This window comes from Pseudoxanthomonas suwonensis (assembly GCF_000972865.1).
Classification (GTDB): domain Bacteria; phylum Pseudomonadota; class Gammaproteobacteria; order Xanthomonadales; family Xanthomonadaceae; genus Pseudoxanthomonas; species Pseudoxanthomonas suwonensis_B.
The window spans coordinates 313,958-329,617 of the sequence record NZ_CP011144.1 but is presented as its reverse complement, the minus strand read 5'-3'; the positions used below and the strand labels follow the sequence as shown (position 1 = coordinate 329,617).

At 71.2% G+C, this 15,660-nt stretch carries 13 protein-coding genes; 9 read left to right on the top strand and 4 right to left on the bottom strand.

The annotated features are described in order from the left end of the window. Positions 1 to 4: 4 nt before the first annotated feature. Positions 5 to 865: a 23S rRNA (adenine(2030)-N(6))-methyltransferase RlmJ gene (locus WQ53_RS01395; protein ID WP_052629681.1), complete on the bottom strand. Its 861-nt coding sequence runs from the start codon at positions 863 to 865 to the stop codon at positions 5 to 7. 60 nt (positions 866 to 925) lie between these two features. Between WQ53_RS01395 and creB the strand changes: the two genes are divergently transcribed. From creB to creD, 3 genes are all read left to right on the top strand, one after another. Beyond that, positions 926 to 1,615: a two-component system response regulator CreB gene (gene creB / locus WQ53_RS01390; protein WP_052629679.1), complete on the top strand. Its 690-nt coding sequence runs from the start codon at positions 926 to 928 to the stop codon at positions 1,613 to 1,615. Then, positions 1,616 to 3,049 (top strand): two-component system sensor histidine kinase CreC, encoded by a 1,434-nt coding sequence (gene creC, locus WQ53_RS01385; RefSeq protein ID WP_052629677.1) that lies wholly within the window; start codon positions 1,616 to 1,618, stop codon positions 3,047 to 3,049. It begins immediately after the preceding gene. A gap of 203 nt (positions 3,050 to 3,252) precedes the next feature. Then, positions 3,253 to 4,644, top strand: a complete 1,392-nt coding sequence (gene creD, locus WQ53_RS01380) for a cell envelope integrity protein CreD (RefSeq protein WP_052629675.1) — start codon at positions 3,253 to 3,255, stop codon at positions 4,642 to 4,644. A gap of 167 nt (positions 4,645 to 4,811) precedes the next feature. Here creD and WQ53_RS01375 read toward each other — a convergent pair whose 3' ends face one another. Next, positions 4,812 to 5,477 carry a response regulator gene (locus tag WQ53_RS01375; RefSeq protein ID WP_236685884.1) on the bottom strand — a complete coding sequence of 222 codons (666 nt, stop codon included), beginning with the start codon at positions 5,475 to 5,477 and terminating at the stop codon, positions 4,812 to 4,814. Positions 5,478 to 5,652: 175 nt separating this feature from the next. Here WQ53_RS01375 and rlmD point away from each other — a divergent pair, with 175 nt between their 5' ends. Continuing rightward, positions 5,653 to 6,975, top strand: coding sequence for a 23S rRNA (uracil(1939)-C(5))-methyltransferase RlmD (rlmD, locus tag WQ53_RS01370; protein WP_052633837.1), 1,323 nt, complete (start codon positions 5,653 to 5,655; stop codon positions 6,973 to 6,975). A gap of 780 nt (positions 6,976 to 7,755) precedes the next feature. Here rlmD and WQ53_RS01365 read toward each other — a convergent pair. After that, the gene (locus WQ53_RS01365) at positions 7,756 to 9,924 is read right to left on the bottom strand and encodes a methyl-accepting chemotaxis protein (protein ID WP_052629671.1); all 2,169 of its coding nucleotides are present in this window, start codon (positions 9,922 to 9,924) and stop codon (positions 7,756 to 7,758) included. Positions 9,925 to 10,119: 195 nt separating this feature from the next. Here WQ53_RS01365 and WQ53_RS01360 point away from each other — a divergent pair, with 195 nt between their 5' ends. The 3 genes from WQ53_RS01360 (at position 10,120) to WQ53_RS17105 (ending at position 11,920) form a co-directional block, all read left to right on the top strand. Then, positions 10,120 to 11,250, top strand: coding sequence for a porin (locus WQ53_RS01360; protein ID WP_052629669.1), 1,131 nt, complete (start codon positions 10,120 to 10,122; stop codon positions 11,248 to 11,250). A 14-nt stretch (positions 11,251 to 11,264) separates the two neighbouring features. Continuing rightward, positions 11,265 to 11,672: a hypothetical protein gene (locus tag WQ53_RS01355; protein ID WP_052629668.1), complete on the top strand. Its 408-nt coding sequence runs from the start codon at positions 11,265 to 11,267 to the stop codon at positions 11,670 to 11,672. 80 nt (positions 11,673 to 11,752) lie between these two features. Then, positions 11,753 to 11,920: a hypothetical protein gene (locus WQ53_RS17105; protein ID WP_162488660.1), complete on the top strand. Its 168-nt coding sequence runs from the start codon at positions 11,753 to 11,755 to the stop codon at positions 11,918 to 11,920. 571 nt (positions 11,921 to 12,491) lie between these two features. Here the strand turns inward: WQ53_RS17105 and epmB are convergent. Beyond that, complete coding sequence (epmB, locus tag WQ53_RS01350) at positions 12,492 to 13,538, bottom strand: EF-P beta-lysylation protein EpmB (RefSeq protein ID WP_052629666.1); 1,047 nt, start codon at positions 13,536 to 13,538, stop codon at positions 12,492 to 12,494. Positions 13,539 to 13,641: 103 nt separating this feature from the next. On the opposite strand from epmB, the gene efp reads away from it, so the two are divergent. Further along, entirely contained in the window at positions 13,642 to 14,208 is a 567-nt protein-coding gene (gene efp / locus WQ53_RS01345; RefSeq protein ID WP_052629664.1) for an elongation factor P, read from the top strand. 3 nt (positions 14,209 to 14,211) lie between these two features. Continuing rightward, on the top strand, positions 14,212 to 15,555 hold the full coding sequence (locus WQ53_RS01340) for a TRZ/ATZ family hydrolase (protein WP_052629662.1): 1,344 nt from the start codon (positions 14,212 to 14,214) through the stop codon (positions 15,553 to 15,555). Positions 15,556 to 15,660 lie beyond the last annotated feature (105 nt).

Sequence of the window (15,660 nt, the reverse complement as noted above, 5' to 3'; positions counted from 1 at the left end):
TTGCTCAGCCCACGTCGCGCTTGAGCCACTCCAGCCGGGTAGCGGCGCCGGTTTCGCCCAGCTTCTGCTGCAGGAACGGCAGCGCCGGGGCGATCGCCTCGTCCAGCTTCCACGGCGGATTGAGGATCGCCATGCCGCTGCCGTTGAGACGCAGCGGCGAGTCGTCGGGACGGACCAGCAGCTCGGCCAGCAGCAGCGAGCGCGCCGGGATCGCTTCGAGCTTGCGGAAGAACGGCTGCAGGCTGCGCCGCTGCTTGATCGGATACCAGATCGCGCAGGTCGCCTGCGGCCAGCGCTCCAGCGCCTCGCGCACCGCCCTGGCCACGCGCGGGTACTCCTCGTCCTGCGCCTCGTAGGGCGGGTCGACCAGGACCAGGCCGCGGGCGATGCGCACCCCGTCCACCCGCGGCGGCAACAGGGCGCGCACGGCGTCGTAGCCGTCGCGGGCATGCACCGCCACCCGTGCGTCGCGGGCGAACAGGTCCTTGAGCGCGGCCGCTTCCTCCGGCTGCAGCTCGCAGGCCGCCAGCCGATCCTGCGCGCGCATGGCCTGGGCGGTGAGCAGCGGCGAGCCGGGGTAGACCAGCAGCGCGTCCACGGGATTGTCCGCGGCCACCGCTTGCAGGTAGCGGGCGATGACCGCGGGCGGCTTCTTCGCGCCGGCCAGCCGCAGGATGCCGGTGGCGGCCTCGGCGGTGCGTCCGGCCTGGCCACCCTGCAACAGGTAGCGCCCGCGCCCGGCGTGCGTGTCGAGGACGAAGAACGGCGCGTCCTTGCGCATCAGCGCTTCGAGCAGGGCGAGCAGGACGACGTGCTTGAGCACGTCGGCGTGGTTGCCGGCATGGAAGCCGTGGCGGTAGTTCATGCGCGCAGCATAGCCGCCGCCACGGGCGCGGACTATGCTTGCGCGATGCCGCCCAGCACGATGCCGTCCGCCCCGCTGATCCTGGTCGCCGAAGACGAACCGGCCATCGCCGACGCGCTGCTGTACGCGCTGCGAAGCGAGGGCCTGGCGGCCGAGCACTGCCTGCTGGGCGGGCAGGCGCTGGAGCGGGTGCGCGCCGGCGGCGTCGACGTGCTGGTGCTCGACGTGGGCCTGCCGGACCTCAGCGGCTTCGACGTGTGCCGCCGGCTGCGAGGCTTCAGCGAGGTGCCGGTGATCTTCCTGACCGCGCGCAACGACGAGATCGACCGGGTGCTGGGCCTGGAACTGGGCGCGGACGACTACGTGGCCAAGCCGTTCTCGCCGCGCGAACTGGTCGCGCGGGTCCGCGCCCGGCTGCGCCGCAGCCAGGTTCCGGCGGTGGCAGCCGACGGCTGGGTGGAGCGCGGCGACTTCGCCGTGGACCGCGCCGGCCACCGCGTCCGCTACCGCGGGCGCACGCTGGAACTGACCCGCTACGAATACGCGCTGCTGGAAGCGCTGCTGCAGCGTCCCGGCGCGATCCTCAGCCGCGCCCAGCTGATGGACCGCGGCTGGGACGGTGACGCCGACAGCGGCGACCGCACCGTGGACACCCACATCAAGACCCTGCGGGCCAAGCTGCGCGCAGCCGGCGCCGAACCCGACCCGATCCGCACCCACCGCGGTGTCGGCTACGCGATCGAGGCCTGAGTGCGGCTGGGACTGCGCCTGTTCCTGGGTTTCTTCCTGATCGTCGGCCTGGCCGCGTTCTTCGTGATGCGGGTGTTCGTCGACGAGGTCAAGCCGGGCGTGCGCCAGGCGATGGAGTCGACCCTGGTCGACACCGCCAACGTGCTGGCGGCGATGGCCGCCGACGACATGAAGGCCGGGCGCATCGCCGACGGCCGCTTCGCCGCCGACCTGGCCCGGGTCAGGGAGCGCGACCCCGGGGCGATGATCTGGAGCTTCCCCAAGCGCAGCATCGACTACCGGGTCACCGTCACCGACGCGCGCGGGATCGTGGTGTTCGACTCGGAAGGGCGCGAGCTGGGCCGCGACAACTCGCGCTGGAACGATGTCTACCGCACCCTGCGCGGCGAGTACGGCGCCCGTTCCAGTCCGGAGGCGCCAGACAGCGAGCGCACGGTGATGCACGTGGCCGCGCCGATCCACGACCCGCAGGCGCCGGACACCCTTATCGGCGTGCTGACCGTGGCCAAGCCCAACCACAGCATCGAGCCGTTCATCGAGGCCAGCCAGCGCAGCATCATGCGCCAGGGCGCCTGGCTGATCGGGCTGTCGGCGCTGGTGGGCGTGCTGATGACGGCGTGGCTGATGCGCGGGATCGGGCGGCTGAACCGCTACGCGCAGGCGGTCGCCGCCGGCGAGCCGGTGCCGCCGCCGCCGCCGCGCCGCGACGAGATCGGCGACCTGGGCCGGGCGCTGGAGGACATGCGCAGCAAGCTCGAGGGCAAGGCCTACGTCGAGCAGTACGTGCAATCGCTGACCCACGAGATGAAGGGCCCGCTGGCGGCGATCCGCGGCGCGGCCGAGCTGCTGCAGGAGCCGTTGCCGGAGGCCGAGCGCCAGCGCTTCGCGCGCAACATCCAGGAGCAGCAGCAGCGCCTGACCGAGACCATCGACAAGCTGCTGGCGCTGGCCGAGGTGGAGCAGCACGGCTGGCTGCAGCGGCGCGAGCCGGTGGACCTGGCCGCGCTGCTGGGCGAGGCGGCGGAGGCGATCGGGCCGCGGCTGGCGGGCGCGCGGCTGCAGCTGCGGATCGAGGGTGCCGAGCGCCCGTTACGGGTCCAGGGCGATACCTTCCTGCTGCGCCAGGCGATCGCCAACCTGCTCGACAACGCGGTCGGGTTCTCGCCGGCAGGCGGCACGGTCGCGCTGGTGCTGGAGGCTGGCGATGGCCATGCCCGGGTGCGGGTGCTCGACCAAGGGCCGGGCGTGCCGGACTACGCGGCCGCGCGGGTGTTCGAGCGGTTCTATTCGCTGGCCCGGCCCGGTGGCCAGCGCAGTTCCGGCCTGGGCCTGCCGTTCGTGCGCGAGGTGGCGCGGCTGCACGGCGGCGAAGCCTGGCTGGCCAACCGCGACGCCGGCGGCGCCGAAGCCGGCCTGTCCCTCCCGCTGTTGTAGGAGCGGGCATGACCGCGACCCGACGCCGTCGGCCCAGGCGACGCCCTCGTGGTTCCGACGCCCGTGTCGCCGACTGAAGTCGGCTCCTACAGAAGAGCGGCCGCGCCGCCGGCTCGCACTTCACCCCCGCTTCAAACAACGCCCACGCCCGCCCCACGCGGCCGCGCCACGCTTCGCCCCGTCATTCCATCCGGGGCGAACCCATGAAATCGCTGAGACTGCTGTTGCGCTTCCTCACCGTCGGCGGGCTGGTGCTGCTCCTGCTGATCCCGCTGTCGATGATCCGCGGGCTGATCCACGACCGCTCGCACTACCGCGGCCAGGCGGTGGAGCGGGTGTCGCAGAGCATGGCCGGGCCGCAGCAGCTGGTCGGCCCGCTGCGCGTGCTGCCGTGGAAGGAAACGCGCCGGGTGAACGCCGCCGGCCGCGATGGCCGCCTGGAAGTGCGCGAGGAGACGGTCGAGGGCTACCTGTTGCAGACCCCGGAAAAGCTGGAGGCCGGCGGCGTGGTCGAGCCGGACGTGCGCCGCATCGGCCTGTACGACGTGCGCGTGTTCCAGTGGCAGGCCGAGGTGCAGGCCCGGTTCGCGCCGATGCCGGTGCCGGCGGTGGCCGGGCGCGAGTACGGCGAGCCCTACCTGGTGCTGGGCCTGGCCGACGTGCGCGGCCTGGTCGGCACGCCCGTGCTGCAGGCGGACGGCAGGACGCTGGAACTGCAGCCAGGCGCCGGCGCGATGGCCGCGCGCATGGACGGCATGCATGCGCGGCTGCCTTCGCCGGTCGCCGACGCGACCGACGCCGAGGGTCCGGTGACGGTGCGCGCGCTGCCCGGCAGCCAGGTGAGCCTGGCGATGGCGATCGCCGGCACCCAGTCGCTGGCGATCGTGCCGGTGGCCGACGACAACCGCATCGCGCTGAGTTCGGCCTGGCCGCATCCGCAGTTCAGCGGCCGCTTCCTGCCCAACCAGCGCAGCATCGGCGCCGACGGCTTCGACGCGTCCTGGAACATCTCCTCGCTGGCCAGCGCCGCACAGTCGCAGCTGCACGATCCGCACGCGCCGCGCCTGACCGTGCGCCCGGGAAGCGCGGGCGCCTACGCGGGCGAGGCGGCGGTGGACAGCGTGGTGCTGAGCCTGGTCGATCCGGTCGACGTCTATACCCAGGCCGACCGTGCCAGCAAGTACGGGATCCTGTTCGTGCTGCTGACCTTCGTCGGCTTCGCCCTGTTCGAGCTGGTCAAGCAACTGCGCATCCACCCGCTGCAGTACCTGCTGGTCGGCCTGGCGCTGGCGATCTTCTTCCTGCTGCTGCTGGGCCTGTCCGAGCACATGGCGTTCTGGAAGGCCTACGTGATCTCGGCGGCGGCGTGCATCGGCCTGCAGTTCGTCTACCTGTCGGGAGTGCTGAAGAGCTGGTGGCGGGCGGGGCTGTTCGCGACGATGCTGACCGCGCTGTACGGCGCGCTCTACAGCCTGCTGGTGTCGGAGGACAACGCGCTGCTGATGGGCTCGCTGCTGCTGTTCGGCGTGCTGGCCGGGATCATGTGGATCACCCGCAAGGTGGACTGGTACGAGCGTGCCGCGAGTCTGGGGTGAGCGCGAACTTCGACGACGTCATTTCCGCGTAGCACCGTCCGGAATGACGTCATCCCCGCGTAGGCGGGACGCGCTCCACAGCAGCCCAATGGCTGATCATCCAGTGCCTTCGGCTTCACGGGCTTTAAAGTCACTGGGTTCCCGCCTGCGCGGGAACGACGGCTGTATCAGCCAAGCAGGTCGCGCGCGGCGTGGTCGAAGCGCTCCAGCGCGGTGCGCGACTCCGGCGTGCGCCGCAGCAGTTCCACCGCCGCGCCGAGCCGGCGCGCGCCGACCAGGCCGCAGCCGGCCTGCAGCCGGTGCAGGCGCGCGCGCAGGGCGCCAGCGTCGCCGCGCCGCGCGCTGCGCAGCACCTCGTCGCGGGCGCCGGGCAGTTCCTCCAGAAACAGCCGGCGCAGCGCCTGGATGTTGGCCGGATCGTGGTTGAGCGCGACCGCGGCGGCGGCGTTGTCCCAGTCGGGCAGGCCACCGGCTTCGGCCAGCGCGCTGCGCACCGCGCCGGCCAGTTCGGCGGTCGCCAGCGGCTTGACCAGCACCTCGCGGAACCCAGCGTGCAGCGCCGGGGCGCGGACGGCGGGGTCGGCGTCGGCGGTATGCGCCAGCGCCGGCGGCGATTGCGGCCAGCGCGCCCGCAGCCGGCGCAGCAGGTCGATGCCGGAGCCGTCGGGCAGGGTCAGGTCGATCAGCCACAGGTCGTGGCGGCTGGATTCGGCCCGCGCCAGCGCGCAGGCCTGGGTCGCGACCGTGTCGACCGCGGCGGGCAGCGCCTCGAGCACGGCGCGGAAATAGGCCTGGCTGATCGTGTCGTCCTCGACCAGCAGGATCCTCGGCACGGGAGGAAGCGGGGCGGGATCCCGGGGTTCCATGCGGCTGACTCCATGTCGGCTGGGGCCATCTTAGCGCTACCAGTCCCGGGGGCAACGGGCGCAGGTCACGGTCCCGGGCCGCGCCCGCGGTGGGCCGGCCCGCGCCGATCTGGGACAATGGCCGGCCTTTTTGCCCCGCAGCCTGCGCCACGTGGCCCGATTCGACCGCACTCCATTCCAGACCGACATCCTCGACCTCAGCCACGACGGCCGCGGCGTGGCCCGCCGCGACGACGGCAAGACCGTGTTCGTGGCCGGCGCGCTGCCCGGTGAGACGGTCATTGCCGAGCCCACCGCGCGCAGCCGCCGCTTCGACGAGGCGCGCACGCTGGAGGTGCTCACGGCCTCGCCCGAACGGGTGGCGCCGCGCTGCCCGCACTTCGGCACCTGCGGAGGCTGCGTGCTGCAGCACCTGGCCGAGGACCGCCAGATCGTGGCCAAGCAGCGGGTGCTGCTGGAGAACCTGGAACGGATCGGCAAGGTCGCCCCGGGGCGGGTGCTGCCGCCGCTGACCGCCGACAGCTGGGGCTACCGGCGCAAGGGCCGGTTCTCGGTGCGCCGGGTCAACAAGAAGGACAAGACCCTGGTCGGCTTCCGCGAGCAGGATCCGCGCTTCGTCGCCGACCTGCGCGAATGCCACACCACCATTCCCGAAATCGGGATGAAGATCGAGGCGCTGGCCGCGCTGGTCGACGGCCTGCAGGCACGCGAGCACATCCCGCAGATCGAGTTCATCGCCGGCGACGACGCCATCGCCCTGACCGTGCGCCATCTGGTGCCGCTGTCGGAGCCGGACCGCGCCGCGCTGGCCGGGTTCGGGCGCGAGCACGGTTTCGCGATCTTCCTGCAGCCCAAGGGCATCGACAGTGTGCATCCGCTGGAGGGCGAGGCGCCGGCGCTGTCGTTCCGGCTGCCGCAGTGGGACGTGGAACTGGCGTTCGAGCCGGCGGACTTCATCCAGGTCAACGCGCGGCTCAACGAGAAGATGATCGCGCTGGCGCTGGAGATGCTCGACGCCCGGCCGGAGCAGCGGGTGCTGGACCTGTTCTGCGGGCTGGGCAACTTCACCCTGCCGCTGGCACGGCAGGTACGCGAGGTGGTCGGGGTGGAGGGTGACGCCGGGCTGGTGGCGCGTGCGCGGGCCAATGCGCAGCGCAACGGGCTGGAGAACGCGCAGTTCTTCTCCGCCGACCTGACCCAGGACCAGCGCGGCACGCCATGGATGCGCCAGGGCTTCGACCGTCTGCTGCTGGACCCGCCACGCTCGGGCGCCGACGAGGTGCTCAAGCAGCTGCCGCTGCAGGACATCGAGCGGGTCGTCTACGTGAGTTGCCACCCGGGTTCGCTGGCCCGCGACGCCGGCTTCCTGGTGCACGAGCGCGGTTACCGGCTGGTATCGGCGGGGGTGATAGACATGTTCCCGCACACCGCGCACGTGGAGAGCATCGCGCTGTTCGAGCGCTGAATCTGGCGGAAGCAACCGCAACCGCGAGGTCAAAAGCGCCGGGCGTGGTCGGTTTCGGGCTGAGCCGCGGCGGGCCGGGAGCTTCCAGGTCGTGGCTTCGTTCACAGGTGATGAGCAGCGCACGGCTTTTGTAGGAGCGGGCATGACCGCGACCCGACGCCGTCGGCCCAGGCGACGCCCTCGTGGTTTCGACGCCCGTGTCGCCGACTGAAGTCAGCTCCTACAGAAAATCGGTCGCGCCGTGGCTGTTGTAGGAGCCGGGTTCAGCCGGCGACCCGACGCCGTCGGCCCAAGCGACGTCCTCGTGATTCCGACGCCCGTGTCGCCAGCAAGCTGGGCTCCTACAGAAGGTGGTGCTGCATGGGGTTTGCTCCTCCCTTTCGCCGCAGGCGAAGAGGGAGGGCCGGGGAGGGGGCCTTTGCTGTTGCTTCCTGGATCGAAGCCACGCCCCCAAAGCTCCCGAGGCCGTCGTGCCCAGGGGGTCTGGCGCAAGCAGCACAGGGATGTGCTGCGTTCGCGACTCGGAGGCAGGACGCCGCAGCGGAGCGATGCGCCAGACCCCCTGGGCACGGCGGCCCCCTCCGGAGTCAGCGCTCTTGCTCCAAGGCCACGAGTCGCGACTGCGCGTCCAGAGCCGACGCTCCGCTATCAGACGCGGAAGTCACTGGACGATCAGCCACGACCAGCCATGCGGCTGTTGTGAAGGCACCTCGGCTGTCGTGAGGCGTTTCGGCTGCTGTAAAACGCTTCCCGCCTACGCGGGAACGATGGCAAGCGCTCTCAGGCCGCCCGCACCACGTCGCCGCCTTCCGGCTGCAACCGGAACTGCGCCATCGCCGCGCGCAGCGCCTGGGCGCGTTCGCGCAGCGAGGCGCTGGCCGCGGCCACTTCCTCCACCAGCGCGCTGTTCTGCTGGTTGACCGACTCCAGGTCGCCGACCGAACGGCTGAGCTGCTGCAGACCCTGCGACTGCTCCTGCGCCGAGTCGGCGGCCTGGCGAGCCAGGCCGGCGATGGTCTCGTTGGAGTGGGCGATCGCCTCCAGCTGCCGGCGCGACTCGTCGACCAGGCCGCTGCCTTCGCCCACGCGCGAGATGGCGTCGGCGATCAGGTCGCGGATCTCCTTGGCCGAGGTCGCGGTGCGGTGGGCGAGGCTGCGTACCTCGGTGGCGACCACGGCGAAGCCGCGGCCGTGCTCGCCGGCACGCGCGGCCTCGACCGCGGCGTTGAGCGCGAGGATGTTGGTCTGGAAGGCGACCGAGTCGATCAGCGAGATGATCTCGCCGATCCGGCGGCTGGCCTCGGTGATCGATACCATCGAGTTGCTGGCCTGGCCGGCCACGTCCACGCCCTGGCGCGAATTGCCCAGCGCGCCATGGGTCAGGTCGTTGGTCTGACGGCTGTTGTCGGCGGCGTTGCGCGCGGCGGCCAGCAGCTGCTCGATGCTGGCGGCGCTGTCCTGCAGCGCGCTGGCCTGGCGCTCGGTGCGGCCGGACAGGTCGGCGTTGCCGCGTGCGATCTCCTCGATGCCCAGGCCGACTTCCTCGGCGTTGAACATGCTTTCGCGGATCACCTGGGAGACGCTGTCGAGCGAGCTGTTGAGCGCCTCGGTCAGAGTTTTCAGGGTGCCGGCGTAGTCGTTGCGGATGCGCCGGGTCAGGTCGCCCTCGGCCAGCGCCTGGGCGGTGGCGCCGATCTCGTCGAAGGCTGTTTCCAGCGCCGACAGCGCGCTGTTCACCGCGCGCTTGAGCTGGTCCAGCTCGCCGGGCAGTTCGGCCTCGATCCGGCGGGTGAAGTCGCCCGCCGCCGCGCCGCTGAGACTGCGCTCCAGCGCCGCCAGCGACTGCTGCAGCAGGCCCATGGCCCGGTCGACCTTGCCGCGCGACTCGCCCTGGACCTCGGCGCTCATGCGCGCGGAGAAGTCGCCGCGCGCCATCGCGTCCATCACCGCGTCGAGCGCGTCCATGGTCTTCTGCACGCTGTCGGCACTGGCGTTGACGCCGGTCTTCAGGCGCGCCAGGTCGCCGGGCAGGTCGGCGTCGACGCGGCGGGTGAAATCGCCGCGGCCGACCGCGGCCAGCACGTCGTTGGATTCGGCGATCGCCGAGTTCAGCGCCGCCAGCAGCGCGTTGAAGGAGTGGCACATGGCGCTGATCGCGTCGCGGCCCTCGGCCTCCACGCGCACGCCGAAATTGCCGCGCGCGACCTCGGCGATGGCCTGGTCCAGGCGCTCGATCGGATGGCGGATGGCCGCGTCGACCAGGATCACCGCCACCACCGCCAGCAGCGCCAGCACCAGCACGATGCCCAGGCCGACCTTGAGCGCGCCGCGCGAGCGCGCGGTGGCGCCGGCCAGCGCGGCCTGCGATGAGGCCTCGCTGTCCTGGGCCAGCTGCGCCAGTTCGTTGTGCACTTCCTCGAACGCGGCCTGCTTCTCGGCGGCCAGCGCCTGGAAGGTTTCCATGTCGCCGTCGCCGGCGATCATCCCGGCCACCGCGGTGCCGCTGCGCTCCACGTAGCGGTCCCACAGCGCGGCCAACTGGTCCATGCGCTCGGCATACGCCGGGTCGGTGGCCTTGATCGCCAGCAGGCGCTCGCGGGTGGCCGCGGCCTGGGTGTTGGCGTCCTCGATCAGGAATTCGTCGCGGTCGCCCAGGGCCTGGGTGAACAGCCCCTGGGTCTCGATCAGGCCCTGGTTGGCCTGCGCGGCGAGGGTCATCACCGGCAGGGTGCGCTCGGCGAAGCCTTCCAGGGTGCCGGTGTTGGCGCGCAGCACCAGCGCCGAGTAGACGAAGTAGACCAGCAGCCCGGCCAGTGCGATCGCCGGCAGCAGCAGGATCTTGCTGCGGATCGACAGGTAGCGCAGACGCCGGGAGGCGGACGCGACCAGGGGCGCGACGCGGAGGTTGGGGACAGGAAGCTTGTTCAGGCTTCCGCGGACGGACGACATGGGACGACTCCGGACATGCGGGATGCCGGGGCGGAATGTGCGACCTCCGGCACGGTTGCTATCGGCCCGCGGTGGCGCCGGCTTGAATCCAGGGGTTCAGGAATCCGTTAGCGAAAGGTTAAAGGCGGCTGCGCGGGGGCCGATACCGGGTTACGCCCCGCCGGGGCCCTCTCTCTCCAGCCCAGGAACCCAGAAGTGAATACCAAGCATTTCCCCGCGGTCGCGCTGCTCGCGCTGGCCGTGGCACCGGTCGCGCAGGCCGAGGTGACCTTCAACGGCTTCGGCCAGGTGGTCGCCGGCGCGACGCTCGACGACGGCAGCCGCGTGTCCGGCCTGTCCTACGACGACCGCATCAGCTTCGACCCCGAATCCCTGTTCGCCCTGCAGGCCACCGCCACCCTCGGCGACCGCGCCGACGCGATCGCCCAGGTGGTCGCCCGCGGCGACGAAGGCTACGAGCCCGAGTTCGCCTGGGCCTACCTGCGCTACCGGTTCAGCTCCTCGTGGTCGGTGCAGGCCGGCCGCCAGCGCACCCCGTACTTCCACTATTCGGACTATCTGGAAGTGGGCGCCGCCTATCCGTTCATGCGCGTGCCGCTGGGCGTGTACAACCTCCCGTACAGCAACTACAACGGCGTCAACCTGATCGGCAGCCGCCACTTCGACAAGTGGAGCCTGCGCACCCAGCTGATCTATGGCACCGTCGACGAGGAACAGGACGGCCTGCACGTGGAAGTCCGCGACCAGGCTGGCGCCACCTTCGAGGCGCAGTACGACGAATGGCTGTCGCTGCGCGCCAGCTACGTGGTCGGCGAAGCCTCGGTGCAGGTCGACGCGGCCGAGCCGCTGATCGCGGCGGTGATGGCGGTCAGCCCGCGGGCCGGCGCGGCGCTGGCTTTCGACCGCGATGACGCCTCCTTCCTCGGCCTGAGCGCCGAGATCAACCGCGGCGGCGCCACGGTCGGCGTGGAGTACACCGACATCGACTACGGCGACAACTACATCGGCGGGCAGAAGGCCGTGGCGGTCAACGCCGCCTACCGCGCTGGCGACTGGACTCCGTACGCCAGCTGGTCGCGCAGCCGCACCGAGCCGGACGCGACCGTGCTGGGCCTGCTGCCGGTGCCGCCGGCGCACCCGCTGTACCAGATGGTGGCCGGCCTGCTGGCCAGCCAGGGCGGCGACAAGAAGTACACCAGCGTGGGCGTGCGCTACGACGTCAACGCCAACGTCGCGGTGAAGGCGGACTACACCCGCTTCAAGAGCACCGTCGCTGCCGGTTCCGATGCGGACCTGGTCGCGGCCGGCGTCGTCTTCACCTTCTGAGCCGGGAGCACATCATGAATCGCAAGTTCTTCATGGGCCTGGCGCTGTGCGCGCTGAGCTTCCCGTGCCTGGCAGGTTCGGTGGTGGTGGGGGCCGATTCGTCGGCCGGCGCGATGGACGCCGAGGCGGTCAAGCGCGTGTTCCTGGGCCGCGAGGCCACGGTCGGCGGCAAGCCGGCGGTGGTGGTGTACCAGAAGGCCGGCGCGACCAAGCAGGCGTTCGAGGACAAGGTCCTAGGCCGTTCCGGCGCCGACCTGGCCGGCTACTGGTCCAAGCTGATCTTCACCGGCAAGGCCAAGGCGCCGGAGGAGTTGTCCAGCGACGCGGCGGTCAAGGCCAAGGTCGCCTCGACCCCGGGCGCGGTCGGCTATATCGACGACGCGGCGGTGGACGGCACGGTCAAGGTGCTGTTCAAGTTCTGAGCCGGTGCGGGCCGTACGCCCGCTCCGGTAGTCGCAGCAGAACGCCACGGCTCCGGCCGTGGCGTTCTGCTTTCCGGGCTTTGGCCGATCCGCTGTCTCTGCTGGAGGCGGCATGTGGCAACCGCAACCGCAACCGCAACGGCAAGGTCAAGGTCAAGGTCAAGGTCAAGGTCAAGGTCAAGGTCAAGGTCAAGGTCAAGGTCAAGGTCAAGGTCAAAAAGCGCCGGGCGTGGTGGGCTTCGGTCTGAGCCGCGGCGAGCCGGGAGTATTGCGGTCGTCTCGGCGGCACATCCATGTGCCGACTCGCCGACGCGGCCATCCATGGCCGCTGCCGCAATACTCCCGGCCCGCCACGTCTCCGGGAGCTTTGGCGTCGCGGCTTCGTTCAGGCGTTGAGCAGCGCACGGCTTTTGTAGGAGCGGGCATGACCGCGACCCGACGCCGTTGGCCCAGGCGACGCCCCCGTGATTCCGACGCCCGTGTCGCGGTCATGCCCGCTCCTACAGAAAGCAGCGCCGTCGAGGGCTTGGTCCCTCCCTTTCGCCGCAGGCGAAGGGGAGGGACGGGGAGAGGGCCTTAGCCGTTGCTGTTGCTTCCTGATCGAAGCCACGCCCCCCAATAGCTCCCGAGGCCGTCGTGCCCAGGGGGTCTGGCGCAAGCAGCACAGGGATGTGCTGCGGTCGCGACTCGGAGGCAGGACGCCGCAGCGGAGCGATGCGCCAGACCCCCTGGGCACGGCGGCCCCCTCCGAAGCCGAAGCACCCGCCTCTGCTCTTGCTCCCGTTCCCGCACAGCCGTCGCCGCAAAGGCAACGGCGGCCTACAGCGGCCGCTTCCCCGTATCGCCCTGGACTTCGCGGACCAGCTTCGGCACCAGGTAACCCGACAGCCGCGCAGCTAGCGCCGCGTGCAGCGCGCGTGCCTCGTCGTCGGGTACCTCGAAGTGGGCCACACCTTCGACCCGGTCAAGCTGGTGCAGGTAATAGGGCAGCACCCCGGCGGCGAAGCTGCGCTCGGACAGGGCGGCCAGCGCATCGACGCTGTCGTTGACCCCGCGCAGCAGCACCGCCTGGTTGAGCAGCTGCGCGCCGGTGCCGCGCAGCGCCGCCAGTGCGGCGTCGACCGAGGCGTCGAACTCGTTGGCATGGTTGGCGTGGATGACGAACGCCACCGGCCAGGGCAGGGCGGACAGCCACTGCAGCAGTCCGGCGTCCACCCGCTCGGGCAGCACCACCGGCAGGCGGCTGTGGATGCGCAGCCGCTTCAGTTGCGGGACGTCGGCGAGCAGCGCGGTCAGTTCGGCCAGCTTGGGCGTGGCCAGCGACAGCGGATCGCCGCCGGACAGGATCACCTCGTCGATGTCAGGATCGGCGGCGATCGCGGCCACCGCTTCGCGCCAGCCGTCACGCGCGGCGGTCTCCTCGGCGTACGGGAAGTGGCGGCGGAAACAGTAGCGGCAGTGCACCGCGCAGCTGCCGGTGGCCACCAGCAGGGCGCGGCCGCGGTATTTCTGGATGACCCCGTCCGCCTTCTTCGCCGCGCCGTCGCCCACCGCGTCGAGGCCGAAGCCGGACACGATCCGTTCCTCGGCGTCGACCGGCAGCACCTGCCGCAGCAGCGGGTCGTCCAGGTGGCCGGCGCGCATGCGCGCGACGAAGCCGCGCGGCACCCGCAGCGGGAACTGCGCGGCGGCCGCGTCGGAGATGCCGGCGGCGGCCGCGTCCAGGCCCAGCAGGGCTAGCAGTTCGCGCGGGTCGCGCACGGCCTCGCGCCACAGCCGCTGCCAGCGCGGGGCGCCGGCGGCGACGGCAGGGACGGGCGCCGGGACCGTGTCCGGCTGCATGGGCAGGGGGGCTGCGGGTATCATGTGGGGCCTGGAAGACACGCCTGCCGGGCTCCGGCGGCTCCCCACATTCTAACTGCCCGGCCGCCGTCTTCCGCGGCGGCCCTGCCATACCCAAGGAGTTCCCATGGCCTCTTACGGCATGAACGACGTCAAGAACGGGATGAAGATCCTGATCAACAACGAGCCGGCGATCATCAGCGACACCGAATACGTCAAGCCGGGCAAGGGCCAGGCCTTCACCCGGGTGAAGTACCGCCTGATCAAGAGCGGCCGCGTGCAGGAAATCACCATGAAGTCGACCGACTCGGTCGAGGCCGCCGACGTGGTCGACACCGACATGCAGTACCTGTACTCCGACGGCGAGTACTGGCACTTCATGCAGCAGGAGACCTTCGAGCAGGTCCAGGCCGACAAGGCCGGCATGGGCGGCGCCGAGAAGTGGCTGAAGGGCGAGGAGCCCTGCGTGGTCACGCTGTGGAACGGCACCCCGATCCAGGTCACCCCGCCGAACTTCGTCGAGCTGAAGATCACCGAGACCGACCCGGGCGTGCGCGGCGACACCTCCGGCGGCGGCGGCAAGCCGGCCACCCTGGAGACCGGCGCGGTGGTCCGCGTGCCGCTGTTCGTCGGCCAGGACGAGGTGATCAAGGTCGACACCCGCTCCGGCGAATACGTCTCGCGGGTCAAGTGAGCCATGGGCGAAGCCGGCCTGCGTGAAGCCTGCGACCTCCTGATCGAAGCCGGCTGGGTCATCCCGGTCGAACCGCACGGCGTGGTCCTGGAGGACCACGCCGTCGCCGTTTCCGGAGGCGTGATCGTCGCCGTGCTGCCGGTGGCCGAGGCGCGGGCGCGTTTCGCTGCGGCCGAGGTGGTGCAGCGGCCGGATGCGGCGCTGATCCCCGGCCTGGTCAACGCCCACACCCACAACCCGATGACCCTGCTGCGCGGGGTGGCCGACGATCTGCCGCTGATGACCTGGCTGCAGCAGCACATCTGGCCGGTCGAGGCGGCGGTGATCGGGCCGGAGTTCGTCGCCGACGGCGTGGCCCTGGCCATCGCCGAGATGCTGCGCGGCGGCACCACCTGCGCCAACGAGAACTACTTCTTTCCCGACGTGCAGGCCGCCGTGTACAAGCGGCACGGCTTCCGCGCCCTGGTCGGCCTGCCGGTGATCAACTTCCCCACCGCCTGGGCCGCCGGCGACGACGAATACTTCGACAAGGCCGGCGAGGTGCACGACGCCTGGCGCGCCGACCCGCTGATCGCCACCGCCTTCGCACCGCACGCGCCGTACACTGTCAGCGACGCCAACTTCGAGCGGGTGCGGATGCTGGCCGATCAGCTCGACATGCAGGTCCACCTGCACACCCACGAGACCGCGCAGGAAATCGCCGACTCGCTGAAGGAACACGGCCAGCGCCCGCTGGCGCGGCTGGACCGGCTGGGCCTGGTCAGCGAGCGCCTGATCGCGGTGCACATGACCCAGCTGACCGAGGCCGAGATCCACCTGTGCGCCGAGCGCGGCGTGCATGTGGCGCACTGCGCCGAGTCCAACCTCAAGCTGGCCTCCGGCTTCTGCCCGGCCTGCGCGCTGCAGCGGGCAGGGGTGAACCTGGCCATCGGCACCGACGGCTGCGCCAGCAACAACGACCTGGACATGTTCGGCGAGCTGCGCACCGCCGCGCTGCTGGCCAAGGCCGTGGCCAACGACGCTACCGCGCTGGACGCGGCCAGCGCGCTGCGCGCGGCGACCCTGGGCGGCGCGCGCGCGTTGGGTTTCGGCGAGCGGATCGGCTCGATCGAGCCGGGCAAGGAGGCCGACCTGGCCTGCGTCGACCTGTCGGTGCTGGAGACCCAGCCGCTGCACCACGTGCTGTCGCAGCTGGTCTACGCCAGCGGGCGCCAGCAGGTGACCGACGTGTGGATTGCCGGCCGCCGCAAGCTGGACCAGCGTGAACTGGTGGACATCGACACCGCGGCGTTGATCGCCAATGCACGCCAGTGGCGCACGCGGATTGCTACGATCCGCATCCAGTAGTCCGTCGTTCCCGCGCAGGCGGGAACCCAGTGTCTTCCGTGACGCAACCGCGATCTGGATGAAAGTCGCTGGGTTCCCGCGAGACCAGCCATTCGGCTGTGTTGA